Here is a 24,823-nt window from a genome sequence, read left to right as displayed (position 1 = left end):
CGAGCCGGAGCGGGCGCTCGCGGGCCCTGGCACAATCGAGTGCGCCGCTCGGCTGAGCGGCGCCCCCTCGCTCAAAGGTCCGACGGTCCCCAATGCCGCCCACCCTCGCCTCCCTCGTCCAGCACTCGGCTCTCAAGCTCACCGTCCGCGCGGGTGAGGACCGCCTCGACACCCCCGTGCGCTGGGCCCACGTCAGCGAGCTCGCCGACCCGGTCCCCTACATGGAGGGCGGCGAACTGCTGCTCACCACCGCGCTCACCCTGGACGCCGGGGACGCCGACGCGATGCGCCGCTACGTCCGGCGGCTGCTCGGCGCGGGCGTGGTGGGGCTCGGCTTCGCCATCGGCGTCAACTACGAGGACATTCCGGCCACGCTCGTGGAGGCCGCGCGGGCGGAGGGCCTCCCGCTGCTCGAAGTACCGCGCCGGACCCCGTTCCTGGCCATCAGCAAGGCCGTCTCCGCGGCCATCGCGGCCGACCAGTACCGGGCGGTCACGGCCGGCTTCGAGGCCCAGCGCGAGATGACCAGGGCCGCGCTCGCGGAGGGCCCCGTCGCGGTCGTCGCGCGGCTCGCGGCCCATGTGGACGGCTGGGCGGCGCTCTACGACACCTCCGGGACCGTCCTCGCCGCCTCCCCCGAGTGGGCGGCGCGCCGGGCCGCCCGACTGACCCCCGACGTCGAACGGCTCCGGGAGCGGCCCGCGCCCGCGAGCGCGGTCGTCGGCGGCACGGAGGACCGGGTCGAGCTCCAGTCCCTCGGCACGGGGCGGCGGGTCAGGGGCGCGCTCGCGGTCGGCACGGGCGCGCCGCTCGGGACGGCGGAACGATACGCCGTGCACTCCGCGATCGCCCTGCTCACGCTGACCACCGAGCGCTCGCGCTCGCTCCAGGCGGCCGAGGCGCGACTCGGCGCGGCGGTGCTGCGGATGATGCTGTCCGGCCAGCCGGACCACGCGCGGGCGGTCGCCGGCGACCTGTACGGCGGGCTCCTCGACGCCCCCTTCCGGCTGCTCATCGCCGAGCCGGTGCCGGGGGAGCGGGAGGGCGAGCCGCCGCTCCCTGAGCTGGCCGAGGCCCTGGAGTCGGCGGCGGCGCGCGCGGGCGAGACGGTTCTGACGGTGCCGGAGGGCGAGGAGCGCCTGCTGGTCCTGGCCGGGGACGGCGGGGCGGTCGTCTCGGCCTGTGAGGCGTACAGCGAGCGGGACGCGGAGGACGCCGGTGTCGTCGTCGGGCTCTCCGCCCCGGCGGGCCCGATCGCTGCCGCCGCCGCGTACAAGCAGGCCGAGCAGGCGCTGTCGGTGGCGCGGCGGCGGGGCAAGGCGCTGGTCGAGCACGAGGACCTGGCGGCGGGCTCCGTCCTGCCGCTGCTGGCCGACGACGCGGTGCGCGCCTTCGCGGACGGCATGCTGCGCGCGCTGTACGAACACGACGCGACGGGCCGCGGCGACCTGGTCGCCTCCCTACGGGCGTGGCTCTCCCGCCACGGCCAGTGGGACGCGGCGGCGGCCGACCTGGGCGTCCACCGCCACACCCTCCGCTACCGCATGCGCCGCGTCGAGGAGATCCTGGGCCGCTCCCTGGACGACCCGGACGTCCGCATGGAGCTGTGGCTGGCCCTGAAGGCGACGGGGACGGACGCGGGGGAGCGGTAGGGAGGCCGAGACCCGGCCAGTTCGGCGCCAGAACCTGCTCCTGCTGCCCGATCGCGGGCAAATTCCTTGGCCTCCTGGCATCCGGTTGCCTAATCTCCTGTGCATGACAAGCCCCGTCGATCCGGCTCACGAGGTCCGCCCCCTCACTCCTCCCTCCGCTCCTGTCCCCACCCCCGAGCGGTCGGGACGCCGGATATCCGGGGCCGTCTGGGCCGGACTCGGGATCGTGTACGTCGTCTGGGGGTCGACCTACCTCGGGATCCGGATCGTCGTCGAGACGATGCCGCCCTTCCTGTCCGCCGGGCTCCGCTTCGTGGTCGCGGGCCTCCTCCTCCTGGGCCTGATCGCCTGGCGGCAGGGCCCCGCCGCGCTCAAGGTCACCCGCGCGCAGCTCGGCTCCGCCGCCCTCGTCGGCGTGCTGCTGCTCCTCGGCGGCAACGGCCTCGTCGTCCTCGCCGAGACCTCCGTCCCCTCCGGTCTCGCCGCACTCCTCGTCGCCGTCGTCCCCGCCTGGGTCGTCGTCCTCAAGGCCGTCTCCGGGGAGCGCCCCACCCTCGGCGGCGTGGCCGGCGTCCTCCTCGGACTCGCCGGACTCGCCGTCCTCACCCTCCCCGGGCTCAGCGGTGACGTCCGCATCAGCGGCGTCGCCCTCGTCGTCGTCGGGTCCCTGCTCTGGTCGGTCGGCTCCTTCTCGTCCTCCCGGATCCCGATGCCCGCCAACCCCTTCACCGCCAGTGCGTACGAGATGGTCGCCGGCGGCCTCGGCTGCGCGGCGGTCGCGCTGATCAGGGGCGAGCAGCACGGGCTCGACCTCGCCGCGATCTCCACCCGTTCCTGGGCCGCCCTCGCCTACCTCGTCGTCTTCGGGTCCCTGATCGCCTTCACCGCGTACGCCTGGCTGCTCCAGACCGCGCCGCTCTCGCTCGTCGCCACCTACGCGTACGTCAACCCGGTCGTCGCCGTCCTCCTCGGCGCCCTCATCCTGAACGAGGCCCTCACCTGGCCCATCGCCCTCGGCGGCGCGGTGGTCGTGGCGGGCGTGTGCCTGATCGTGACGACGGAACGCCGCCGCTGAGCGGGCTGCGCCCACCCCGGGCGCCCGCCGCCCGCAGCCCTCCGCCCGCCCTGCCGCCGCCCGCACACCGCCCTTCCGCCAATCCGTAGGAGTCGACCGCCCCCACCACTCCACACCGCACAAACCACCGTCCGCCCGCTTCGCCCTAACGTGGCACGAGAGCAATCGCTCGCACCCCCGATACGAAAGGGCCGGGACGCAATGACTGCCACCCACGCCTTCTGGCTCGCCGGCCGCGAGGCCACCGGCGACGCCACCTTCGACGTCACGAACTCCTTTGACGGACGTCTGGTCGGCAAGGTCAGCGTGCCCACCGAGGCCCAGGTCGAGGAGGCCGTCGCCGCCGCCCACGCGGTCGTCGACGAGTTCGCCGCGTCCCCGGCGCACGTCCGCGCCGCCGCCCTCGACCACGTATCGAAGCGGCTCGCCGAGCGCACCGAGGAGATCGCCCAGCTGATCTCCGCCGAGAACGGCAAGCCGATCAAGTGGGCGCGCGGCGAGGTCGGCCGCGCCGTCTCCGTCTTCCGCTTCGCCGCCGAGGAAGCCCGCCGCTTCAACGGCGGAGAGGCCCAGCGGCTCGACACCGAGGCCGGTGGCGTCGGCCGCCTGGCGCTCACCCGCCGGATCCCCAAGGGCGTCGTCCTCGGCATCGCGCCGTTCAACTTCCCGCTGAACCTCAGCGCCCACAAGGTCGCCCCGGCCATCGCCGTCGGCGCCCCGATCATCCTGAAGCCGGCCCCGGCCACCCCCCTGTCCTCCCTGATCCTGGGCGAGCTGCTGGCCGAGACCGACCTCCCGGCCGGCTCCTGGTCCATCCTGACCGTGCCGAACGACCGCATGCCCGCCCTCGTGCGGGACGAGCGCCTCCCGGTCATCTCCTTCACCGGCTCGGACACCGTCGGCTACGCCATCCAGCAGTCCGTGCCGCACAAGCACTGCACCCTGGAGCTCGGCGGCAACGCCGCCGCCGTCGTCCTCGGCGACTGGGCGTCCGAGCAGGACCTGGACTGGGCGGCGACCCGGATCGCCACCTTCTCCAACTACCAGGGCGGCCAGTCCTGCATCTCCGTGCAGCGCGTGATCGCCGACGCGACCGTCTACGACCGGCTCGTCCCGAAGATCGTCGCGGCCGTCGAGGCCCAGGTCACCGGTGACCCGGCGGACGACGCCACCGACGTCGGCCCGCTGGTCGACGAGGACGCCGCCAAGCGCGTCGAGGCCTGGGTGGACGAGGCCGTCAAGGGCGGCGCGAAGCTGCTCACCGGTGGCGGCCGCGAGGGCGCGACCTACGCCCCGACCGTCCTCACCGACATCCCGGCCGACGTCACCCTGGCCCGCGCCGAGGTCTTCGGCCCGGTCCTCACGGTCGCCAAGGTCGACGGCGAGGCCGAGGCCTTCGCCGCCGTCAACGACTCGGACTTCGGCCTCCAGGCGGGCGTCTTCACCCACGACCTGCAGACCGCGTTCCGCGCCCACCGCGCGCTCGAGGTCGGCGGCGTGATCATCGGCGACGTCCCGTCCTACCGCGCCGACCAGATGCCGTACGGCGGCGCCAAGAAGTCCGGCGTCGGCCGCGAAGGCGTCAAGTACGCGATGGACGACTACACCTACGAGCGCGTCCTCGTCCTCACGGGCCTCGCCCTCTAGGCGGCCCTGTCACCCGTACGCACGCACGCGGCGTACGGGTTATCCGAGACCGACGGCCGGAGCCCACTGTGCGGGGGCTCCGGCCGTCCTCGTACGCGCGCGCCCCGCCCCTCGTCGCGTACGCCGCCCGGAACGCGCTGAGCGCCGCCTCCCGAACCCGCCGCGTACCACCGCCCGTACCGCTTTCCGTACGGCCCGGAATCGGGTACCACGGACGAGTAGCCACAAGGCACCCGACGAGCGGCGAGGTGAGCTCCTCATGTCCGCACCCACCCAGCGGCCCAAGGTCACGGAACGCGAGGCCCGGCAGGTCGCCGAGGCAGCGCGCGAGCAGGACTGGCGCAGACCCAGCTTCGCGAAGGAGCTGTTCCTGGGCCGGTTCCGGCTCGATCTCATCCACCCGCACCCGCTCCCGTCCGAGGAGGACGTACGGCGTGGCGAGGCGTTCCTCGCCAAGCTGCGGGAGTTCTGCGAGACCCGGATCGACGGCCGGCTCATCGAACGCGAGGCCCGCGTCCCCGACGAGGTCGTCACCGGTCTCAAGAGGCTCGGCGCGTTCGGGATGAAGATCGACACGAAGTACGGGGGCCTCGGCCTCACCCAGGTGTACTACAACCGGGCCCTCGCCCTCGTGGGCTCGGCGAGCCCCGCGATCGGCGCGCTGCTCTCGGCGCACCAGTCGATCGGCGTACCGCAGCCCCTGAAGATCTTCGGTACGCAGGAACAGCGCGACACCTATCTGCCGCGCCTGGCCACCACCGACATCTCGGCCTTCCTGCTGACCGAGCCGGACGTGGGCTCCGACCCGGCCCGGCTCGCCACCACCGCCGTGCCCGACGGCGAGGACGGTTACGTCATCGACGGGGTGAAGCTCTGGACGACCAACGGCGTCGTCGCCGATCTGCTCGTCGTCATGGCCCGGGTGCCGAAGTCCGAGGGACACCGGGGCGGCATCACCGCCTTCGTCGTGGAGGCGGACTCGCCCGGCATCACCGTCGAGCACCGCAACGCCTTCATGGGCCTGCGCGGTCTGGAGAACGGCGTCACACGCTTCCACGGGGTGCGGGTGCCCGCCGCGAACCGCATCGGCCCCGAGGGCGCGGGCCTCAAGATCGCGCTGACGACGCTGAACACCGGCCGGCTCTCGCTTCCCGCGATGTGCGTGGGCGCGGGGAAGTGGGCGCTGAAGATCGCGCGAGAGTGGTCGGCGGTACGGGAACAGTGGGGCAAGCCGGTCGCCCGGCACGAGGCGGTCGGCACGAAGATCTCCTTCATCGCGGCGACCACGTTCGCCCTGGAGGCGGTCGTCGACCTCTCCTCCCAGATGGCCGACGAGGACCGCAACGACATCCGGATCGAGGCGGCCCTCGCGAAGCTGTACGGCTCCGAGATGGGCTGTCTGATCGCCGACGAACTGGTCCAGATCCGGGGCGGCCGGGGGTACGAGACGGCGGACTCGCTGGCGGCGCGCGGTGAGCGGGCGGTCCCGGCGGAGCAGCTCCTGCGCGACCTCCGGATCAACCGGATCTTCGAGGGCTCGACCGAGATCATGCACCTGCTGATCGCCCGCGAGGCGGTCGACGCGCACCTGGCCGTGGCGGGCGACATCATCGACCCGGACGCGTCGCTGGGCGACAAGGCGAAGGCGGGGGCCAGGGCGGGCGGCTTCTACGCGCGCTGGCTGCCGAAGCTGGTCGCCGGTCCGGGGCAACTCCCGAACGCGTACGCGGAGTTCGGCGCCCTCGCGGCGCACCTGCGGTACGTGGAGCGGACGTCCAGGAAGCTGGCCCGCTCGACGTTCTACGCGATGTCGCGGTGGCAGGGGCGGATGGAGCTCAAGCAGGCGTTCCTCGGGCGGATCGTGGACATCGGCGCGGAGCTCTTCGCGATGAGCGCGGCGTGTGTACGGGCGGAGTGGATGCGGTCCTCGGGCGACCCGCACGGCCGGGAGGCCCACGCGCTGGCGGACGCGTTCTGCCGACAGGCGCGGCTGCGGGTGGAGGAGCTCTTCGGGCGCCTCTGGTCGAACACGGACGACATCGACCGCCGGGTGGTGGACGGCGTCATGGCGGGCCGCTTCGAGTGGCTGGAGGCGGGCGTGGTGGACCCCTCGGGCGACGGCCCGTGGGTCGCGGACGCGGCGCCGGGCCCGTCCACCCAGGAGAACGCCCACCGCACGATCCCGTGACGGAGCACCGCCGAGCCGGCGCCCACCGGCCACCGCTCCGGACGCTCGTCAGGAAGGGTCGGCCGGGCGCCCAGCCCCCCGCGGCCCGGCACGCCTACCGGCCCCGGCCCAGGCCCCCGGACCCACCGGCCCCTCGGCCTGGGCCCCTGGGCCTACCGCCCCCGGCCCAGCCCCCGGGCGTACCGCCCTCCCGGCTCAGCCCCCGGGCGTACCGCCCTCCCGGCCGAGCCCCCGGGCCGGGGGCATCCGGCCCCCGCCGTCACCGCCCCCCGCCGTCACCGCCCCCCCGCACCCGGCATCACCGCCGCCGACTCGACCCGCGCGCGGAACGTGGCCGCCCGCTCGCACGCACGACCTCTCTCGCACGACCTCTCTCGCACGACCTCTCTCGCACGACCTCTTCGGAGCGTTCACCCGTCCCCCGTGAAGGGCGCGACGTCTTTGCGGCAAGAATGGGGGCATGAGCGACCGCCCCTCTCCTCTCGCCGACCCGCACGTGGTCTTCGATCCCGCCGAAGGCCGCCGGGACATCGTCGTCCTCGGCTCCACCGGGTCCATCGGCACCCAGGCCATCGACCTGGTCCTGCGCAACCCCGACCGCTTCCGGGTCACCGCCCTCGCCGCGTCCGGCGGCCGGGTCGAGCTGCTCGCCGAGCAGGCGTACCGGCTGAAGGTCGCGGCGGTCGCCGTCGCCCGCGAGGACAAGGCGTCCGAGCTGCGCGAGGCGCTCGTGCGGCTGCACGGCCCCGGCGCCGCCCTCCCCGAGATCCTCGCCGGACCCGAGGCCGCCACCCAGCTCGCCGCCTCGCCCTGCCACACGGTGCTCAACGGCATCACCGGCTCCATCGGCCTCGCGCCCACGCTCGCCGCCCTCGAAGCCGGCCGCACCCTCGCCCTCGCCAACAAGGAGTCGCTGATCGTCGGCGGCCCGCTGGTCAAGGCGCTGGCCCGGCCCGGCCAGATCATCCCGGTCGACTCCGAGCACGCCGCCCTCTTCCAGGCCCTCGCCGCCGGCACCCGCGCCGACGTCCGCAAGCTGGTCGTCACCGCCTCCGGCGGTCCCTTCCGCGGCCGTACACGGGCGGAGCTCGCGCACGTCACCCGGGAGGACGCCCTCGCCCACCCGACCTGGGCCATGGGCCCCGTCATCACGGTCAACAGCGCGACCCTGGTGAACAAGGGCCTGGAGGTCATCGAGGCGCACCTCCTCTACGACATCCCCTTCGACCGCATCGAGGTCGTCGTGCACCCCCAGTCGTACGTCCACTCGATGGTCGAGTTCACCGACGGCTCCACGCTCGCCCAGGCCACCCCACCGGACATGCGCGGCCCGATCGCGATCGGCATCGGCTGGCCCGAGCGGATCCCGGACGCGGCCCCCGCCTTCGACTGGACCAAGGCCTCCAGCTGGGAGTTCTTCCCGCTCGACACCGAGGCCTTCCCCTCCGTCGGCCTCGCCCGTCACGTCGGCGAACTGGGCGGCACCGCCCCCGCCGTCTTCAACGCGGCGAACGAGGAGTGCGTCGAGGCCTTTCTCGCCGGAAGGCTGCCCTTCACAGGAATCATGGATACGGTCACGGCAGTCGTCACCGAGCACGGCATCCCCGACCGGGGAACCTCACTGACGGTGTCGGACGTCCTTGAAGCGGAGACCTGGGCCCGGGCCCGGGCCCGGGAACTGGCAGCACAGGCTGCGAAGGCGACCGCGGAGGCGCGCGCATGACCGTACTTCTGACGCTCCTCGGCATCGCGCTCTTCGCGTTCGGGCTGCTCGTCTCCATCGCCTGGCACGAGCTCGGCCACCTCTCCACGGCCAAGCTCTTCGGCATCCGCGTCCCCCAGTACATGGTCGGCTTCGGTCCGACCATCTGGTCGCGGAGGAAGGGCGAGACGGAGTACGGCATCAAGGCCATCCCGGCCGGCGGCTACATCCGGATGATCGGCATGTTCCCGCCCGGCAAGGACGGCCGGATCGAGGCCCGTTCCACCTCGCCCTGGCGCGCGATGATCGAGGACGCCCGCGAGGCCTCCTTCGAGGAGCTCCAGGACGGCGACGAGAAGCGGCTCTTCTACACGCGCAGGCCGTGGAAGCGCGTCATCGTGATGTTCGCCGGCCCGTTCATGAACCTGGTCCTCGCCGTCGTGCTCTTCTTCGGCAGCGCGATGGCCGTCGGCTTCGAGGCCCAGACCACCAAGGTCGCGGGCGTCACGAACTGCGTCATCGACCAGAGCGAGAAGCGCGACACCTGCAAGCCGAGCGACCGGGTCTCGCCCGCGAAGCAGGCCGGCCTGCTCAAGGGCGACCGGATCGTCGCCTTCAACGGCGAGCGCGTCACCGACTGGAACACCCTCTCCGACCGCATCCGCGCCACCACCGGGCCCGCCACCGTCACCGTCGAGCGGGACGGGCGGGAGCTGGCCCTCCAGGCCACGCTCATGGAGAACAAGGTCCTCAAGAAGGACGCGGACGGCCGGGTCCTGCAACCCGCGCAGTACGTCTCCGCCGGCTACCTCGGCTTCGAATCCGGCCGCGAGGTCGTCCCGCTCACGTTCGGCGAGTCCGCCTCCCGGATGACCGACCAGCTCCAGGCCGGCTTCCACTCCGTGCTCGCCCTGCCCGGCAAGGTCCCGGACCTCTGGGACGCCACCTTCGGCGACGGCGAGCGCAAGCAGGACTCACCCGTGGGTGTCGTCGGCGCGGCCCGTATCAGCGGCGAGCTGATGAGCATCGAGGCACCGGCCGAGACCCGGCTGGTCTTCTTCCTCCAGCTGCTCGTGATGTTCAACGTCTCGCTGTTCCTGTTCAACATGCTGCCGCTGCTCCCGCTCGACGGCGGTCACATCGCGGGCGCCCTGTGGGAGTCCGTACGCCGCCACACCGCACGGATCTTCCGGCGTCCCGACCCGGGCCCGTTCGACGTGGCCAAGCTGATGCCGGCCGCGTACGTCGTCGCGGGCGTGTTCGTCTGCTTCACCCTGCTCGTCCTCGCGGCGGACATCGTCAACCCGGTGAAGCTGACGTGATCCTTCGGTGGCCGGACCCCCGGGGTGTCCGGCCACCCGCCACGGGGGCGGTAATCTCGAAGACCTGAGCCCGATGAACCACACCTTGGGGTTGTACAGCTGATGACCGCGATCTCTCTCGGTATCCCTTCCGTTCCGACCCGGCTCGCCGAGCGGCGCAAGAGCCGCCAGATCCAGGTCGGTACGGTGGCCGTCGGCGGCGACGCACCCGTCTCGGTCCAGTCCATGACGACGACCCGGACGTCCGACATCGGCGCCACGCTCCAGCAGATCGCCGAGCTGACCGCCTCCGGCTGCCAGATCGTGCGCGTCGCCTGTCCCACGCAGGACGACGCCGACGCGCTCGCGACGATCGCGAAGAAGTCGCAGATCCCCGTGATCGCGGACATCCACTTCCAGCCGAAGTACGTCTTCGCCGCCATCGACGCCGGCTGCGCGGCCGTCCGCGTCAACCCGGGCAACATCAAGCAGTTCGACGACAAGGTCAAGGAGATCGCCCACGCCGCCAAGGACGCGGGCACCCCGATCCGCATCGGCGTCAACGCGGGCTCCCTCGACGCCCGGCTGCTGAAGAAGTACGGCAAGGCCACCCCCGAGGCGCTGGTCGAGTCCGCGCTGTGGGAGGCCTCCCTCTTCGAGGAGCACGGCTTCGGCGACATCAAGATCTCGGTCAAGCACAACGACCCGGTCGTCATGGTCAACGCCTATCGCCAGCTGGCCGCCCAGTGCGACTACCCGCTGCACCTCGGCGTCACCGAGGCCGGCCCCGCCTTCCAGGGCACGATCAAGTCCGCCGTCGCCTTCGGCGCGCTGCTGTCCGAGGGCATCGGCGACACCATCCGCGTCTCCCTCTCGGCCCCGCCGGTCGAGGAGGTCAAGGTCGGCAACCAGATCCTGGAGTCGCTGAACCTCAAGCCGCGTCGCCTGGAGATCGTCTCCTGCCCGTCCTGCGGCCGCGCCCAGGTCGACGTCTACAAGCTCGCCGAAGAGGTCACGGCCGGTCTCACCGGCATGGAGGTCCCGCTGCGCGTCGCCGTCATGGGCTGCGTCGTCAACGGCCCCGGCGAGGCCCGCGAGGCCGACCTCGGCGTCGCCTCCGGCAACGGCAAGGGCCAGATCTTCGTCAAGGGCGAGGTCATCAAGACCGTCCCCGAGTCGAAGATCGTCGAGACCCTCATCGAGGAGGCGATGAAGATCGCCGAGCAGATGGAGAAGGACGGCGTGATGTCGGGCGAGCCGACGGTCGCCATCGGCGTCTGACCGACCCGTAGGAACGTGACGCACACCCGAGACCCCGGCGCCCCCGCGCCGGGGTCTCGCGCTGTCCGCGCGGGAGGGGCCACCGGCAGGAGACGGGCCACCGGACCCGCGCGGACGCCCGGCAGGGTCCTCGCGCACACCACCCGCCACCTCCCCGACGCTCCAGGTACAGTGCGGAGAATCAACAGACCGCATGGTGAGGCCCCCTCGTGTTGACGCAGACCACCACCCGGGTCCTCGAACCCGCCGACCTCGGCGCCGCGCTCGCCGTCCTGGAGAGCGCCCCCGTCGAGAACGCCTTCGTGACCGCCCGCGTCCGGGCCGCCGGGCTCGACCCCTGGCGCCTCGGCGGCGAGATGTGGGGCTGGTACGCCGACGGGCGGCTGCGCTCGCTGTGCTACTCCGGCGCCAACCTCGTCCCCATCTGCGCCACCCCCGAGGCAATCCGCGCCTTCGCCGACCGCGCCCGCAGGACCGGCCGCCGCTGCTCCTCGATCGTCGGCCCCTCCGAGCCCACCTCCCGGCTCTGGAGCCTCCTGGAACCCAGCTGGGGCCCCGCCCGCGACGTCCGCGCCCACCAGCCGCTGATGGTCACCGAGGCGCCCTCCGTCACCGTCGACCCCGACCCGCTCGTCCGCCGCATCCGCAAGGACGAGATGGAGGTGATCATGCCCGCGTGCGTGGCCATGTTCACCGAGGAGGTCGGCATCTCCCCGATGGCCGGCGACGGCGGACTGCTCTACCAGGCCCGCGTCGCCGAACTCGTCGGCTCCGGCCGCTCCTTCGCCCGCATCGAGGACGGCAGGGTGGTCTTCAAGGCGGAGATCGGCGCCGCCACCCGCCAGGCCTGCCAGATCCAGGGCGTCTGGGTCGCCCCCGAACACCGGGGCCGGGGCCTGTCCGAGACCGGCATGGCCGCCGTGCTCCGCTACGCGCTCGCCGACGTCGCCCCGATCGTCAGCCTCTACGTGAACGACTACAACGCCCCCGCCAGGGCCGCCTACCGCCGCGTCGGATTCCGCGAGGTCGGCGCCTTCATGAGCGTGCTGTTCTGAGGCACTTGTAAGGTGCGGCGCATGGATGACGCTGACACCGACGTCACGATCGGACCGGTCGACCTCGCCGCACGGGTCGACGACGCCCTCGCCGTACAGGCGATCGCCTTCGGACTGAGCGAGGACGAGGTCGTCGTCCGCCGCCACATCGTGCTGCGCCATCTGCAGAACCCGGGCGCCCGCGCGTACGGCGCGACCACCGCCGCCGGCCGGCTGGTCGGCTTCGTCTACGGGATGCCCAACGACCGCGGCCACTGGTGGTCCTCCATCGTGGAGCCGTACCTCCGCGCCACCGACACCGTGGCATGGCTCGACGACTCCTTCGTCATCACCGAACTCCACGTCCACCCCGCCCACCAGGGCCGGGGCGTGGGCCGCGCGCTGATCACCACCATCACCGACGGGTCGCCGCTGCCCCGCTCGATCCTCTCCGCCATCGACACCGAGAGCCCGGCCCGCGGCCTCTACCGCTCCCTCGGCTACGTCGACCTGGCCCGCCGGGTCCACTTCCCGAGCGCACCCCGCCCGTACGCGGTGATGGGCGCCCCGCTGCCGCTGCGGAGGCGGTGACCCGCCCCCCCCGCCCGCCGCCGCGCCGGAACTGATTTCCGCCCGCGTGGGCCGCCCGGCTAACCTCCATGCCATCACCCTTTTCCGGCAGGAGTACGAGAACCATGGCCAACGCACCGGTCCAGCGCATGTCCCAGTTGATGGCGAAGACGCTGCGCGACGACCCGGCGGACGCCGAGGTCCTCAGCCACAAGCTCCTCGTCCGCGCGGGCTACGTGCGCCGCACCGCCGCCGGCATCTGGAGCTGGCTGCCGCTGGGCAAGAAGGTCCTCGCCAACGTCGAGCGCATCGTCCGCGAGGAGATGGACGCCATCGGCGCGCAGGAGGTCTCCCTGCCCGCGCTGCTGCCGCGTGAGCCCTACGAGGCCACCGGCCGCTGGCAGGAGTACGGCGCCGAGCTCTTCCGCCTCCAGGACCGCAAGGGTGGCGACTACCTCCTCGGCCCGACGCACGAGGAGATCTTCACGCTCCTGGTGAAGGACCAGTGCTCGTCCTACAAGGACCTGCCCGTCATCCTGTACCAGATCCAGTCGAAGTTCCGCGACGAGGCCCGCCCCCGCGCCGGCATCCTGCGCGGCCGCGAGTTCCTGATGAAGGACTCGTACTCCTTCGACACCGAGGACGAGGGCCTCGCCCGCTCCTACGCCCTGCACCGCGAGGCCTACCAGCGCGTCTTCGAGCGCCTCGGCCTCGACTACCGCATCTGCGCCGCGACCGCGGGCGCGATGGGCGGCTCGAAGTCGGAGGAGTTCCTCGCCCCGGCCGAGGCCGGCGAGGACACCTTCGCCGACTGCCCGAACTGCGACTTCGCGGCGAACACCGAGGCGGTCGCCTACGAGCTGAAGCCGGTGGACGGCTCCGCCGTCGCCGCCGCCGAGGACATCCCCACCCCGGACACCCCGACCATCGAGACCCTCGCCGCCTCGCTCGGCGTCCCGGCCTCCGCCACGCTGAAGAACCTGCTGGTGAAGGTGGACGGCGAGATCGTCGCCGTGGGCGTCCCCGGCGACCGTGAGGTCGACCTGGGCAAGGTCGAGGCCCACTTCGCCCCGGCCACGGTCGAGATGGTCACCGAGACCGACTTCGCCGAGCGCACGGACCTCGTGCGCGGCTACGTCGGCCCGCAGGGCCTGGAGAAGGTGACCTACGTCGCCGACCCGCGGGTGGCGCCGGGCACGGCGTGGATCACGGGCGCGAACAAGGACGGCATGCACGCGAAGAACGTGGTCGCGGGCCGTGACTTCGAGGTCGACGCGTACGTCGACGTCGTCGTCGTCCAGGACGGCGACCCCTGCCCGAAGTGCGGCACGGGACTGCAGCTGGACCGCGCCATCGAGATCGGCCACATCTTCCAGCTGGGCCGCAAGTACGCCGACGCCCTCAAGCTCGACGTCCTCGGCCAGAACGGCAAGCCGGTCCGGGTCACCATGGGCTCGTACGGCATCGGCGTCTCGCGCGCCGTGGCCGCCCTCGCCGAGCAGAGCGCCGACGACAAGGGCCTGTGCTGGCCGGCGGAGGTCGCCCCGGCGGACGTCCACGTCGTGGCCGCGGGCAAGGCGCTCCAGACGGAGCTGGCCCTGGATGTCTCCGAGCAGCTGCGCGCCGCGGGCCTGCGGGTCCTGGTCGACGACCGCGCGGGCGTCTCCCCGGGCGTGAAGTTCACCGACGCGGAACTCATCGGCGTCCCGAAGATCCTGGTCGCCGGCCGCCGCTCGGCCGAGGGCGTCCTGGAGCTGAAGGACCGCCGCACGGGCGAGCGCGAGGAACTGACGGTCGCCGAGGCCGTCGCCCGCCTGAGCGCCTAGCACCTGACCCTCGGATCGGCCCCTGGGCCGTATCCGTCCTGTGGCCCGCCCCGTTCCGCCGGGGCGGGCCACAGCCGGTCGTGGCCGGCTCCCCCGACGGGACGCCGAACCGCCCGCCCCGCGCCGGACGGAACGGGACGGGACGGCTCAGGCCGCCTCGTCCCTGGGGTCCGGGGCCGGGTCCGCCGGGGCGCCCGCCAGCGTGTCGTCGGGCAGGGGCGCCAGGTCCGGGAGGTCGACGGTCGGTCGGGACAGCGGCGGTTCGCCCGGGAGGATCGGCACCGGGTCCTGGAAGGCCTCCGGCGGCGCCACCGGCACCCTGCGCTCCTCCCGCGCCGCCGCGTCCGCGGCGCTCTCGGCGTGCGGCTGCGCGCCCTGCGCCGACGCGCCCTGCGGCTGCGCCGCACGCTCCAGGAACCGGAGCAGCTCCACCGGGAAGGGCAGCACCAGCGTGGAGTTCTTCTCCGCCGCCACCGCCACCACCGTCTGCAGGAGCCGCAGCTGGAGCGCCGCCGGCTGCTCCGACATGACCTCCGCCGCCTCCGCCAGCTTCTTCGACGCCTGGAGCTCCGCGTCCGCGTTGATCACCCGCGCCCGCCGCTCCCGGTCCGCCTCCGCCTGCCGCGCCATGGAGCGCTTCATCGTCTCCGGCAGCGAGACGTCCTTGATCTCGACCCGGTCGATCGCGACGCCCCAGCCCATGGCCGGACTGTCGAGCATCAGCTCCAGACCCTGGTTGAGCTTCTCCCGGTTCGACAGCAGGTCGTCCAGATCGCTCTTGCCGATGATCGACCGGAGCGAGGTCTGGGCCATCTGCGAGACAGCGAAGCGGTAGTCCTCCACCCGCACCAGCGCGTCCGCGGCGTCGACCACCTTGAAGTAGACGACCGCGTCCACCCGCACCGTCACGTTGTCCCGGGTGATGCCCTCCTGGGCCGGCACCGGCAGCGTCACGATCTGGAGGTTCACCTTGTGCAACCGGTCGACCACGGGGACGACCAGCGTGAAGCCCGGTTGCCGGACCTCCTTCACCAGCCGGCCGAAGCGGAAGACGACGCCCCGTTCGTACTGCTTCACCACGCGCGCGGCCGCACCGATGTAGACCACGACCGCTACTCCGGTCGCCGCCGCCGCTGCCAACAGCTCCTCGACCATGACGGCCCCCTGAGCTTCGAGCCGAGCGTTACAGCAGGGGTATTCCCCCCACAGCCGCCCCACGAACTCACAGCCGCCCCACGAACCCGCAACCGCCCCGCAGACCTGCGACCGCCTCGCGAAACCGCAGCCGCCCCGTGGACCTACAGCCAGCCCGCGAACTCCAGGAGCAGCTCCGCGTCCTGCCGGCGCCCCGCCGTCAGCGCCCGCGTCCCCGATTCGACCGCGCGGAACAGCGTCCAGCCGCGCAGCCGCTCCCGGTCCACCTCCAGCGAGTCCGCCAGTTTGTTGACCCGCCGACGGGCGGCCGACGCCCCCGCGGAGGCCGCCACCAGGTCCTCGACCCGGTCCCGTACCAGCCGCGCCAGGTCGTACGCCCGCTCCCCGACCAGCGGCTCGGGGCCCACGGCCAGCCACGGCGCGCGGTCACCGGCGAGCACCTTGCCCTGGCGGAAGTTCCCGTGCAGCAGCAGCGTCTCCGGGGCGAGCGCGACCAGCTCCTCGCGGGCCTCCAGGGCGGCCGCCGTCAGCGCACCGGTCTCCGGATCCGCACGATGGGGTTCCATGGCCGTCGCCTGCCGGGCCGTCCGCTCGGCGACCGACTCGAAACCGTGCCCAGCGGGCGGCTCGACCCAGAGCCTGCGTACCGTGCCCGCCGCTTCGAGCAGCGCCTTCGCCTCCGGAAGGGACCGTAGCGACTGCTCCGGATGCAGCCGTTCGAGCAGCAGCGAACCGTCCTCGGGAGCCGCCAGCAGGCGCACCGCGCCCCAGCCGTCCCAGTGCGCCAGCGCGTCCCGCTCCAGGTCCGGGCGTGCCGCACCAGGGGCGATCTTCACCGCCGCGGGGGAGCCGTCGGCCCGCCGTACGAGCACCACCAGGCTGCTGCGCCCGCCGGGCGCCATCACCCGCTCGACGTCCACGGACGCGTTCTGGAGCGTGGTCCGCGCCAGCTCGGGCAGTTTCCCGAGCCATTCGGCCGCGACCGCGTCCCCGTACGTCTCGCCGAGCGTGCGTGCCAGTCGCTGCGGCGGTTCGAAAGCCATGCGTGCGTTGTTCCTTCTGGTCAAAGGGGCCGGGTCGAGGGGCCTACACCCGCTCGGCGAGCCCAGGAAAGGTTACGTCGGTCCCGCGCCAGCGGACGGCCCGTACCGCCGCCTCGCGCAGCGCCGCCGCCGCGTCCCGCCGCAACGGACCCTCCGCGGCCCGCACGAGATCGGAGTACACCTCGGCCACCCGGTCCTCCAGGACGGCGGCGAGCCGTACGGCGGCGGCCGTGTCCGGCACCGCGAACGGCAGCGCGTAGCCGGCCGCCGCGGCGACCGGTTCGCCACCCAGGTCCCGCACGGTCCGGCGCAGCCCGTCCCGCCGGGCCCGGTGCGCCTCGTACGCGGCCGTGGCCTCCGCCCGTCGCTCGGCCCCGACCCGGCCGCCGACGACCCCGTAGCCGTACACCGCCGCGTGCTCGGCGGCGAGCGCGGCCCGCGCCGCGTCCAGGGCGCTCATGCCCGGTCCCCTTCGGTCAGCAGATACGCGTGCGCGGCGCCGGACGCCGCCACCGAGGCGAGCAGCCGGGCGTACTCGGGCGGCGCCGCGAGCAGCGCCGTCGCGTGCGCGTCCGCGGTCCTCCGCGCGGCGGCCGCCAGCTCCTTGAGCGCGGCGGCCGGATCGGCCGGTACGGGCGCGGGGGAGGCCGAGGACGAGGCCGTCGCGGGCCGCCCGGCGCCCGGATCCGCCGACCGGGTGTCCGCCGAAGGAGCGGCGCTCGGGGGAGCGGTGGCCGAGGGGGCGGCGTCACCCGCCGGGCCCTCGTCCCCGGCCAGCGCCGCGGCCTGCGCCGCCACCGCCGCCCGCAGCGGGGTCAGTCGCCCCGCCAGCGCGGGATGCGTGGCGAGCACCGCGTCGTAACGTTCCAGCAGGCCCCGGCTCGTCGCCGCCGAGCGCCGCCGCAGCGCCGCCTCGGCCCGCGCCGCCAGCTCGGCCGCGCTCGGCTTCGCGGGCCGCTCGGCGCCGCCCCCGGAGGTGCAGCCGGCCAGCGTCACCGCCCCGGCAGCCAGGAGCGCGCGCCTGCCTACGGTCCCCGTGCGCCCCACATCCACTCCCTCGGCCCGGATCGAAGATCACCGCAGGCGAGCGTACCCGCGGCCTCCCGGCCCGTGGACGGCAACACCCCTTGCGACCGGATACCCTTTGGTCTGACACGCGACGAACCCACAACAGCACACGCGGCCGAGGAGTCACCCGGATGAGCACCACCCAGAGCGACAGGCTGCGAGCACTCCTCGAGCCGCTCATCGCCTCGCAGGGACTCGACCTCGAGGAGATCGAGGTGGCCTCGGTGGGACGCAAGCGGGTGCTGCGCGTGGTCGTCGACTCCGACGAAGGTGCCGATCTGGACCAGGTCGCCGATGTGAGCCGCGCGCTCTCGACGACGCTGGACGAGACCGACGCGATGGGCGAGGGGGAGTACACCCTCGAGGTCGGTACCCCGGGCGCGGAGCGCCCGCTCACCGAGCCCCGCCACTACGTGCGCGCCATCGGCCGCCTCGCCAGGCTCCAGCTGAACGACGGCGACGAGCTCGTCGCGCGGATCCTCGCCGTCGACGACACCGGCGTGGACCTGGAGGTCCCGGGCGTGAAGGGGCGCAAGCCCACCGCCCGCCGGGCCGAGTTCGCGGACATCGCCAAGGCGCGTGTCGAGATCGAGTTCAACCGCAAGGACAAGAAGGAAGAGGAGGCGTAGCCGTGGACATCGACGTGAAGCTCCTGAAGGGCTTGGCACAAGAGAAGGAGATCTCCTTCGACCTGTTGGTCGAGGCGATCGAGTCGGCCCTCCTCATCGCGTACCACCGGACGCCCTCGGCCCGCCGCCACGCGCGCGTGGAGCTGAACCGGCAGACCGGTCACGTGACGGTGTGGGCGAAGGAGGACCCCTCCGAGCTGGAGGAGGGCCAGGAGCCCAAGGAGTTCGACGACACCCCGTCCGACTTCGGCCGGATCGCGGCGAGCACCGCCCGCCAGGTCATCCAGCAGCGGCTGCGCGACGCCGAGAACGACGTCACCTTCGGCGAGTACGCCCGCCGTGAGGGCGACATCGTCTCCGGCCAGGTGCAGCAGGGCAAGGACCCGAAGAACGTCCTGGTCCGCCTGGACGACAAGCTGGAGGCCATTCTTCCGGTCCAGGAGCAGGTGCCGGGCGAGGAGTACACGCACGGTCTGCGCCTGCGGACGTACGTCGTCCGGGTCGCCAAGGGTGTCCGCGGTCCGTCCGTCACTCTTTCGCGTACGCATCCCAATCTGGTGAAGAAGCTGTTCGCCCTGGAGGTCCCCGAGATCGCCGACGGTTCCGTCGAGATCGCGGCGATCGCCCGTGAGGCCGGCCACCGCACCAAGATCGCCGTACGGTCCACCCGTTCGGGCCTGAACGCCAAGGGCGCCTGCATCGGCCCGATGGGCAGCCGGGTGCGCAACGTCATGGCGGAGCTGCACGGCGAGAAGATCGACATCGTGGACTGGTCCGACGACCCGGCCGACATGGTGGCCAGCGCGCTCTCCCCGGCCCGGGTCTCCAAGGTCGAGGTCGTCGACCTGGCGGCCCGCTCCGCCCGGGTGACCGTGCCGGACTACCAGCTCTCGCTGGCGATCGGCAAGGAGGGGCAGAACGCCCGTCTGGCCGCCCGCCTCACCGGCTGGCGCATCGACATCCGCCCGGACACCGAGCACCCGTCCGAGGACGAGCGCGACCGGGACTGAGCGGATCCACACCCCGACCGAGGAATGAATCTCGCCGCCGTCACGTTGTGCGACGGCGAGATCACGACAAGACGACCGTTCGATTCTTGCCCCGAACGGGTGAGGTCGTTACGGGGAGGTAGACTTAAGCGTGTCTGGCCGGACGCATGCCCGCGCGTGCCCTGAGCGAACCTGTGTGGGATGCCGGGAGCGAGCGGCCAAGAGCGATCTGCTGCGCATCGTGGCGGTCGAGGGCGCATGCGTCCCCGATCATCGCGGTACGCTGCCCGGCCGGGGTGCGTATCTGCACCCCGCCTCGGTCTGTCTCGACCTGGCGGTCCGTCGCCGGGCGTTCCCGAGGGCCTTCAAGGTCCAGGGTCCGCTCGAAACGGCGGAAATCCGCTTTCACGTCGAGCAGGCAGCACCGTAAGAAGAAGTACGGCACGGATGACCGTGCGGTCAGGTACCTCGCGAGTTGGAAGTAGGTCGAGATTGCGATGAGCACTCGATGAGTACGCGATGAGTACGCCCATGAAGTAGCGACGGTCCGGCGGTAACCGGACCTAAAAGGAGCGAAGTGGCTAAGGTCCGGGTATACGAACTCGCCAAGGAGTTCGGCGTGGAGAGCAAGGTCGTCATGGCCAAGCTCCAAGAACTCGGTGAATTCGTCCGTTCGGCGTCCTCGACGATCGAGGCGCCGGTCGTGCGCAAGTTGACTGATGCGCTGCAGGGTCCCGGCGGTAACGCCGGCAAGACCGCTGCGAAGCCTGGCGCGCCTCGTAAGGCCGCCCCCTCGAAGCCCTCGGCGCCGTCTCCGGCCGCCGCGGCACGTCCCGCTGCCCCGAAGCCCGGCGCCCCGGCCCCCAAGCCGGCCCCCGCCGCGCCTGCGGCCCCGGTCGCCCCGGCGGCTCCGGCGAGCAGCACCCCCTCTCCGGCTCCGGCCGCCTCGGGCCCCCGCCCGGGCCCGAAGCCCGCGCCCAAGCCGGCCACGCCGGCTCCGGCCGCACCCGAGTTCACCGCGCCTCCGTCGGCTCCCGCCGCCGGTCAGCGTTCCGGTGGCGCCGCCCCGGGACCCCGTCCCGCCGGCGAGCGTCCCGCCCGTCCGGGTCAGGGCGCTCCGCGTCCGCAGGGCCAGGGTGCCCCGCGTCCGCAGGGCCAGGGCGCTCCGCGCCCGGGCGGTGCCCGTCCGGCCGGTCCGCGTCCGGGCAACAACCCCTTCACCTCGGGTGGCTCCACCGGAATGGCGCGCCCGCAGGCGCCCCGTCCCGGTGGCGGTGCCCCGCGTCCCGGCGGCGGTGCCGCGCCGGGTGCCCCGCGTCCGCAGGGCGGCCCCGGTGGCGCCCCGCGTCCCCAGGGCCAGGGCGGCGCGCGTCCCACCCCCGGTGGCATGCCGCGTCCGCAGGCTCCCCGTCCGGGCGGCGCGCCCGGCGGTAACCGTCCGAACCCCGGCATGATGCCGCAGCGTCCCGCTGCCGGCCCGCGTCCCGGTGGTGGCCCCGGCGGCGGTCGTGGTCCCGGTGGCCCCGGTGGTCGTCCGGGTGGCGGCGGCGGTCGTCCCGGTGGCGGCGGCGGCGGCTTCGCCGGCCGTCCGGCCGGTCCCGGTGGTGGCGGCGGCGGCTTCGCCGGCCGCCCCGGCGGTCCCGGTGGTGGCGGCGGCGGTCGTCCGGGTGGTCCCGGCGGCGGTGGCGGCGGCTTCGGCGGTCGTCCCGGCGGCTTCGGTGGCCGTCCCGGTGGCCCCGGTGGCCGTGGTGGCACGCAGGGCGCCTTCGGTCGCCCCGGCGGTCCCGCGCGTCGTGGTCGCAAGTCGAAGCGGCAGAGGCGCCAGGAGTACGAGGCCATGCAGGCCCCGTCGGTCGGCGGCGTGATGCTGCCCCGCGGCGGCGGCGAGACCATTCGCCTGTCGCGCGGTGCCTCCCTCACCGACTTCGCCGAGAAGATCGGCGCCAACCCGGCGTCGCTCGTCGCGGTGATGATGAACCTCGGTGAGATGGTCACGGCCACGCAGTCCGTCTCCGACGACACGCTGACGATGCTCGGCGAGGAGATGAACTACACGGTTCAGATCGTCTCGCCGGAGGAGGAGGACCGCGAGCTCCTCGAGTCCTTCGACATCGAGTTCGGCGAGGACGAGGGCGGCGAAGAGGCTCTGGTCTCCCGTCCGCCGGTCGTCACCGTCATGGGTCACGTCGACCACGGTAAGACCCGACTTCTCGACGCGATCCGCAAGACGAACGTCGTCGCGGGCGAGGCCGGTGGCATCACCCAGCACATCGGTGCCTACCAGGTGGGTACCGAGGTCAACGGCGAAGAGCGTCGCATCACCTTCATCGACACCCCGGGTCACGAGGCGTTCACCGCCATGCGTGCCCGTGGTGCGAAGTCGACCGACATCGCGATCCTCGTGGTCGCGGCCAACGACGGCGTCATGCCGCAGACGATCGAGGCGCTCAACCACGCCAAGGCCGCCGGCGTCCCGATCGTCGTCGCGGTCAACAAGATCGACGTCGAGGGCGCGGACCCGACCAAGGTCCGTGGTCAGCTGACCGAGTTCGGTCTGGTGGCCGAGGAGTACGGCGGCGACACGATGTTCGTCGACATCTCCGCCAAGCAGGGTCTGCACATCGACTCCCTGCTGGAGGCCGTCGTCCTCACCGCCGACGCCTCGCTCGACCTGCGGGCCAACCCGAACCAGGACGCGCAGGGTATTGCGATCGAGTCCCACCTCGACCGTGGTCGTGGTGCCGTCTCGACCGTCCTGGTCCAGCGCGGAACGCTGCGCATCGGCGACACCGTGGTGGTCGGCGACGCGTACGGCCGTGTCCGGGCGATGCTCGACGACAAGGGCAACAACGTCGAGGAGGCGACCCCGTCGACTCCCGTCCTGGTCCTGGGTCTCACCAACGTCCCGGGTGCCGGCGACAACCTCCTGGTTGTCGACGAGGACCGTACGGCCCGTCAGATCGCCGAGAAGCGTGCTGCGCGTGAGCGCAACGCCGCCTTCGCCAAGCGCGTCCGCCGGGTGTCCCTCGAGGACCTCGACAAGGTGCTCAAGGCCGGTCTGGTCCAGGAACTCAACCTCATCATCAAGGGCGACGCGTCCGGTGCGGTCGAGGCTCTCGAGGCCTCGCTGCTCCAGCTCGACGTCGGTGAAGAGGTCGACATCCGTGTCCTGCACCGCGGTGTGGGTGCGGTCACCGAGTCCGACATCGACCTGGCCATGGGCTCCGACGCCATCGTCATCGGCTACAACGTCCGGGCTGCCGGCCGTGCGGCCCAGATGGCGGAGCGCGAAGGCGTCGACGTCCGGTACTACTCGGTGATCTACCAGGCCATCGAGGAGATCGAGGCGGCTCTGAAGGGCCTCCTCAAGCCGGAGTACGAAGAGGTCGAGCTCGGTACGGCGGAGATCCGCGAGGTCTTCCGCTCGTCCAAGCTGGGCAACATCGCCGGTGTCCTCATCCGCTCCGGCGAGGTCAAGCGCAACACCAAGGCGCGCCTCGTCCGCGACGGCAAGGTCATCGCCGAGGACCTCACGATCCACGGTCTGCGCCGCTTCAAGGACGACGTCACCGAGATCCGCGAAGGCTTCGAGGGCGGTATCAACCTCGGAAACTTCAACGACATCAAGATCGACGACGTCATCGCGACGTACGAGATGCGCGAGAAGCCGCGCGCCTGAGCGCAGCGGTAGGTCGGGGCCGGTCGGCGGAAGTTATTTCCGTCGATCGGCCCCGGCCGTTGCGTGTACGGTTCTGGTGTTCCTGCCAAGCGACGGCATGGCGGGCCACCGAACCCGAACCGGCGGGACATCCGGCATTACATGTACGTGGGGACTCTGTCCTTCGATCTGCTCCTCGGCGACGTTCATTCGTTGAAGGAGAAACGCTCCGTCGTCCGGCCCATCGTCGCCGAGCTCCAGCGCAAGTTCTCCGTGAGCGCGGCCGAGGTGGGCGACCAGGACCTCCATCGCAGGGCCCAGCTGGGCGTAGCGCTGGTGTCCGGGGACCCGGGGTTCGTGTCGGACGTGCTGGACCGCTGCGAGCGGCTGGTCGCGGCCAGGCCCGAAGTGGAGCTGCTGTCGGTGCGACGCAGGCTCCACACTGATGAAGACTGAATGAGCAAGGCAAAGAAGGAGAAGGACCAGTGGCCGACAACGCGCGGGCGAAGAAGCTGGCGGACCTCATCCGGGAGGTGGTCGCCGAGAAGCTGCAGCGCGGCATCAAGGACCCGCGCCTGGGTACGCACGTGACCATCACGGACACCCGCGTCACCGGTGACCTGCGGGAGGCCACGGTCTTCTACACGGTCTACGGCGACGACGAGGAGCGGGCCAGCGCGGCCGCCGGCCTGGAGAGCGCCAAGGGCATCCTCCGCTCGGCCGTGGGTTCCGCCGCCGGGACGAAGTTCACGCCGACGCTGACCTTCGTCGCGGACGCCCTCCCGGAGACCGCCAAGACGATCGAGGACCTCCTCGACAAGGCGCGGGCCTCCGACGCGGCCGTGCGCGAGGCGTCGTCCGGCGCGAAGTACGCCGGCGAGGCCGACCCGTACCGCAAGCCCGAGGACGAGGACGAGGACGAAGAGGGCACCACCGCCTGATGAGCACCGCAGCAAAGACGCCTGGGGGCACCTCCCGGCCGGAGGCCGGGGGAGGCTTGGTCATCGTCGACAAGCCGTCGGGCTTCACTTCGCACGACGTCGTGGCCAAGATGCGCGGGATCGCCAAGACCCGTCGCGTCGGCCACGCGGGCACGCTCGACCCCATGGCGACGGGCGTCCTCGTCCTCGGCGTGGAACGGGCGACCAAGCTGCTCGGTCACCTCGCGCTGACCGAGAAGGAGTACCTCGGCACCATCCGCCTCGGTCAGACGACGATCACCGACGACGCCGAGGGCGAGATCACGGCCTCCGTGGACGCGTCCAAGGTGACCCGGGAGGGGATCGACGCGGGCGTGGCGGAGCTGACCGGCGCCATCATGCAGGTGCCGTCGAAGGTCTCCGCCATCAAGATCGACGGCAAGCGGTCGTACGCGCGGGTGCGCGGCGGCGAGGAGTTCGAGATCCCGGCGCGGCCGGTCACGGTCTCGTCCTTCCAGGTGTACGACGTCCGGGAGGCGGTCGCCGAGGACGGCACGGCGGTCGTGGACCTCGTCGTCTCGGTGGTCTGTTCCTCCGGTACGTACATCCGGGCGCTCGCCCGCGACCTGGGCGCCGGGCTCGGCGTGGGCGGTCATCTGACCGCGCTGCGGCGGACCCGGGTCGGCCCGTACAAGCTGGACTCGGCCCGGACGCTCGACCAGCTCCAGGAGGAGCTGACGGTCATGCCGGTCGCCGACGCGGCCACCGCGGCGTTCCCCCGTTGGGACGTCGACGAGAAGCGGGCACGGCTGCTGCTGAACGGCGTGCGCCTGGAGATGCCGTCCTACCCGGCGGGGCCCGTCGCGGTCTTCGGCCCGGACGGGCGTCTGCTGGCGCTGGTGGAGGACCAGAAGGGCAAGGCGAAGAGCCTGGCCGTCTTCGGCTGAGGCGGGAACGTCTCTCCCCTTCGTGGGGGGGGGGGGGCGCCCCCCCCCCCCCCCCCCCCCCCCCCCCCCCCCCCCCCCCCACCCCCCCCCCCCCCCCCCCCCCCCCCCCCCCCCCCCCCCCCCCCCCCCCCCCCTACG

21 protein-coding genes are annotated in these 24,823 nt (G+C 72.7%); 17 read left to right on the top strand and 4 right to left on the bottom strand.

Annotated features, from left to right (window positions below):
* Positions 1-92: 92 nt before the first annotated feature.
* The 10 genes from ACIPPS_RS00275 to ACIPPS_RS00230 all read left to right on the top strand — a co-directional run bounded on the left by ACIPPS_RS00275 (position 93) and on the right by ACIPPS_RS00230 (position 14,276).
* The gene (locus ACIPPS_RS00275) at positions 93-1,652 is read left to right on the top strand and encodes a PucR family transcriptional regulator (RefSeq protein WP_401424993.1); all 1,560 of its coding nucleotides are present in this window, start codon (positions 93-95) and stop codon (positions 1,650-1,652) included.
* 103 nt (positions 1,653-1,755) lie between these two features.
* Positions 1,756-2,727, top strand: coding sequence for an EamA family transporter (locus ACIPPS_RS00270; RefSeq protein WP_401424991.1), 972 nt, complete (start codon positions 1,756-1,758; stop codon positions 2,725-2,727).
* A 201-nt stretch (positions 2,728-2,928) separates the two neighbouring features.
* Entirely contained in the window at positions 2,929-4,374 is a 1,446-nt protein-coding gene (locus ACIPPS_RS00265; RefSeq protein WP_401424988.1) for an aldehyde dehydrogenase family protein, read from the top strand.
* A 259-nt stretch (positions 4,375-4,633) separates the two neighbouring features.
* On the top strand, positions 4,634-6,562 hold the full coding sequence (locus tag ACIPPS_RS00260) for an acyl-CoA dehydrogenase family protein (protein ID WP_401424986.1): 1,929 nt from the start codon (positions 4,634-4,636) through the stop codon (positions 6,560-6,562).
* 460 nt (positions 6,563-7,022) lie between these two features.
* Complete coding sequence (dxr, locus tag ACIPPS_RS00255; RefSeq protein WP_401424984.1) at positions 7,023-8,285, top strand: 1-deoxy-D-xylulose-5-phosphate reductoisomerase; 1,263 nt, start codon at positions 7,023-7,025, stop codon at positions 8,283-8,285.
* The gene (locus tag ACIPPS_RS00250; protein WP_401424982.1) at positions 8,282-9,586 is read left to right on the top strand and encodes a M50 family metallopeptidase; all 1,305 of its coding nucleotides are present in this window, start codon (positions 8,282-8,284) and stop codon (positions 9,584-9,586) included. Before dxr ends, ACIPPS_RS00250 begins: the two co-directional genes overlap by 4 nt.
* A 102-nt stretch (positions 9,587-9,688) precedes the next feature.
* Entirely contained in the window at positions 9,689-10,846 is a 1,158-nt protein-coding gene (gene ispG / locus ACIPPS_RS00245; RefSeq protein WP_401424979.1) for a flavodoxin-dependent (E)-4-hydroxy-3-methylbut-2-enyl-diphosphate synthase, read from the top strand.
* Between the two features lie 209 nt (positions 10,847-11,055).
* Positions 11,056-11,901 carry a GNAT family N-acetyltransferase gene (locus ACIPPS_RS00240; RefSeq protein ID WP_401424976.1) on the top strand — a complete coding sequence of 282 codons (846 nt, stop codon included), beginning with the start codon at positions 11,056-11,058 and terminating at the stop codon, positions 11,899-11,901.
* A 21-nt stretch (positions 11,902-11,922) separates the two neighbouring features.
* Positions 11,923-12,471, top strand: a complete 549-nt coding sequence (locus tag ACIPPS_RS00235; RefSeq protein ID WP_401424974.1) for a GNAT family N-acetyltransferase — start codon at positions 11,923-11,925, stop codon at positions 12,469-12,471.
* A gap of 104 nt (positions 12,472-12,575) precedes the next feature.
* Entirely contained in the window at positions 12,576-14,276 is a 1,701-nt protein-coding gene (locus ACIPPS_RS00230) for a proline--tRNA ligase (protein ID WP_401424971.1), read from the top strand.
* Positions 14,277-14,423: 147 nt separating this feature from the next.
* Here the strand turns inward: ACIPPS_RS00230 and ACIPPS_RS00225 are convergent, their stop codons facing one another.
* From ACIPPS_RS00225 to ACIPPS_RS00210, 4 genes are all read right to left on the bottom strand, one after another.
* Positions 14,424-15,431 carry a slipin family protein gene (locus ACIPPS_RS00225; RefSeq protein ID WP_401424968.1) on the bottom strand — a complete coding sequence of 336 codons (1,008 nt, stop codon included), beginning with the start codon at positions 15,429-15,431 and terminating at the stop codon, positions 14,424-14,426.
* Between the two features lie 143 nt (positions 15,432-15,574).
* Positions 15,575-16,474 (bottom strand): aminoglycoside phosphotransferase family protein, encoded by a 900-nt coding sequence (locus ACIPPS_RS00220; RefSeq protein ID WP_401424966.1) that lies wholly within the window; start codon positions 16,472-16,474, stop codon positions 15,575-15,577.
* A 43-nt stretch (positions 16,475-16,517) separates the two neighbouring features.
* Complete coding sequence (locus tag ACIPPS_RS00215) at positions 16,518-16,934, bottom strand: DUF4439 domain-containing protein (RefSeq protein ID WP_401424963.1); 417 nt, start codon at positions 16,932-16,934, stop codon at positions 16,518-16,520.
* Complete coding sequence (locus ACIPPS_RS00210; protein ID WP_401424961.1) at positions 16,931-17,521, bottom strand: hypothetical protein; 591 nt, start codon at positions 17,519-17,521, stop codon at positions 16,931-16,933. Before ACIPPS_RS00210 ends, ACIPPS_RS00215 begins: the two co-directional genes overlap by 4 nt.
* 152 nt (positions 17,522-17,673) lie before the next feature.
* On the opposite strand from ACIPPS_RS00210, the gene rimP reads away from it, so the two are divergent.
* The 7 genes from rimP to truB all read left to right on the top strand — a co-directional run bounded on the left by rimP (position 17,674) and on the right by truB (position 24,685).
* Positions 17,674-18,171, top strand: coding sequence for a ribosome maturation factor RimP (rimP, locus tag ACIPPS_RS00205; RefSeq protein ID WP_401424958.1), 498 nt, complete (start codon positions 17,674-17,676; stop codon positions 18,169-18,171).
* Positions 18,172-18,173: 2 nt separating this feature from the next.
* Entirely contained in the window at positions 18,174-19,181 is a 1,008-nt protein-coding gene (gene nusA, locus ACIPPS_RS00200) for a transcription termination factor NusA (protein WP_401424955.1), read from the top strand.
* A 130-nt stretch (positions 19,182-19,311) separates the two neighbouring features.
* Positions 19,312-19,590 carry a YlxR family protein gene (locus ACIPPS_RS00195; RefSeq protein WP_401424953.1) on the top strand — a complete coding sequence of 93 codons (279 nt, stop codon included), beginning with the start codon at positions 19,312-19,314 and terminating at the stop codon, positions 19,588-19,590.
* 147 nt (positions 19,591-19,737) lie between these two features.
* Complete coding sequence (gene infB / locus ACIPPS_RS00190; protein WP_401424950.1) at positions 19,738-22,839, top strand: translation initiation factor IF-2; 3,102 nt, start codon at positions 19,738-19,740, stop codon at positions 22,837-22,839.
* Between the two features lie 141 nt (positions 22,840-22,980).
* Positions 22,981-23,274 carry a DUF503 domain-containing protein gene (locus ACIPPS_RS00185; protein WP_401424948.1) on the top strand — a complete coding sequence of 98 codons (294 nt, stop codon included), beginning with the start codon at positions 22,981-22,983 and terminating at the stop codon, positions 23,272-23,274.
* A gap of 29 nt (positions 23,275-23,303) precedes the next feature.
* Positions 23,304-23,759, top strand: coding sequence for a 30S ribosome-binding factor RbfA (rbfA, locus tag ACIPPS_RS00180; RefSeq protein WP_401424945.1), 456 nt, complete (start codon positions 23,304-23,306; stop codon positions 23,757-23,759).
* The gene (truB, locus tag ACIPPS_RS00175; protein ID WP_401424943.1) at positions 23,759-24,685 is read left to right on the top strand and encodes a tRNA pseudouridine(55) synthase TruB; all 927 of its coding nucleotides are present in this window, start codon (positions 23,759-23,761) and stop codon (positions 24,683-24,685) included. The genes rbfA and truB overlap by 1 nt, the downstream gene beginning before the upstream one ends.
* The last annotated feature ends 138 nt before the right edge of the window (positions 24,686-24,823 follow it).

The sequence above is a fragment of the Streptomyces sp. NPDC090127 genome (assembly GCF_044746945.1).
In the GTDB taxonomy this organism is placed as follows: domain Bacteria; phylum Actinomycetota; class Actinomycetes; order Streptomycetales; family Streptomycetaceae; genus Streptomyces.
The sequence above is the reverse complement of the archived record's forward strand: the minus strand, read 5'-3'. Positions and strand labels throughout refer to the sequence as shown.

Coding starts and splice junctions, on each gene's coding strand:
- ACIPPS_RS00185 (WP_401424948.1), top strand. CDS start 22,981: ATGTACGTGGGGACTCTGTCCTTCGATCTGCTCCTCGGCGACGTTCAT.
- ACIPPS_RS00270 (WP_401424991.1), top strand. CDS start 1,756: ATGACAAGCCCCGTCGATCCGGCTCACGAGGTCCGCCCCCTCACTCCT.
- ACIPPS_RS00250 (WP_401424982.1), top strand. CDS start 8,282: ATGACCGTACTTCTGACGCTCCTCGGCATCGCGCTCTTCGCGTTCGGG.
- ACIPPS_RS00225 (WP_401424968.1), bottom strand. CDS start 15,431: ATGGTCGAGGAGCTGTTGGCAGCGGCGGCGGCGACCGGAGTAGCGGTC.
- ACIPPS_RS00265 (WP_401424988.1), top strand. CDS start 2,929: ATGACTGCCACCCACGCCTTCTGGCTCGCCGGCCGCGAGGCCACCGGC.
- dxr (WP_401424984.1), top strand. CDS start 7,023: ATGAGCGACCGCCCCTCTCCTCTCGCCGACCCGCACGTGGTCTTCGAT.
- ACIPPS_RS00260 (WP_401424986.1), top strand. CDS start 4,634: ATGTCCGCACCCACCCAGCGGCCCAAGGTCACGGAACGCGAGGCCCGG.
- ACIPPS_RS00230 (WP_401424971.1), top strand. CDS start 12,576: ATGGCCAACGCACCGGTCCAGCGCATGTCCCAGTTGATGGCGAAGACG.
- ACIPPS_RS00215 (WP_401424963.1), bottom strand. CDS start 16,934: ATGAGCGCCCTGGACGCGGCGCGGGCCGCGCTCGCCGCCGAGCACGCG.
- rimP (WP_401424958.1), top strand. CDS start 17,674: ATGAGCACCACCCAGAGCGACAGGCTGCGAGCACTCCTCGAGCCGCTC.
- ACIPPS_RS00235 (WP_401424974.1), top strand. CDS start 11,923: ATGGATGACGCTGACACCGACGTCACGATCGGACCGGTCGACCTCGCC.
- ACIPPS_RS00275 (WP_401424993.1), top strand. CDS start 93: ATGCCGCCCACCCTCGCCTCCCTCGTCCAGCACTCGGCTCTCAAGCTC.
- ACIPPS_RS00220 (WP_401424966.1), bottom strand. CDS start 16,474: ATGGCTTTCGAACCGCCGCAGCGACTGGCACGCACGCTCGGCGAGACG.
- truB (WP_401424943.1), top strand. CDS start 23,759: ATGAGCACCGCAGCAAAGACGCCTGGGGGCACCTCCCGGCCGGAGGCC.
- ispG (WP_401424979.1), top strand. CDS start 9,689: ATGACCGCGATCTCTCTCGGTATCCCTTCCGTTCCGACCCGGCTCGCC.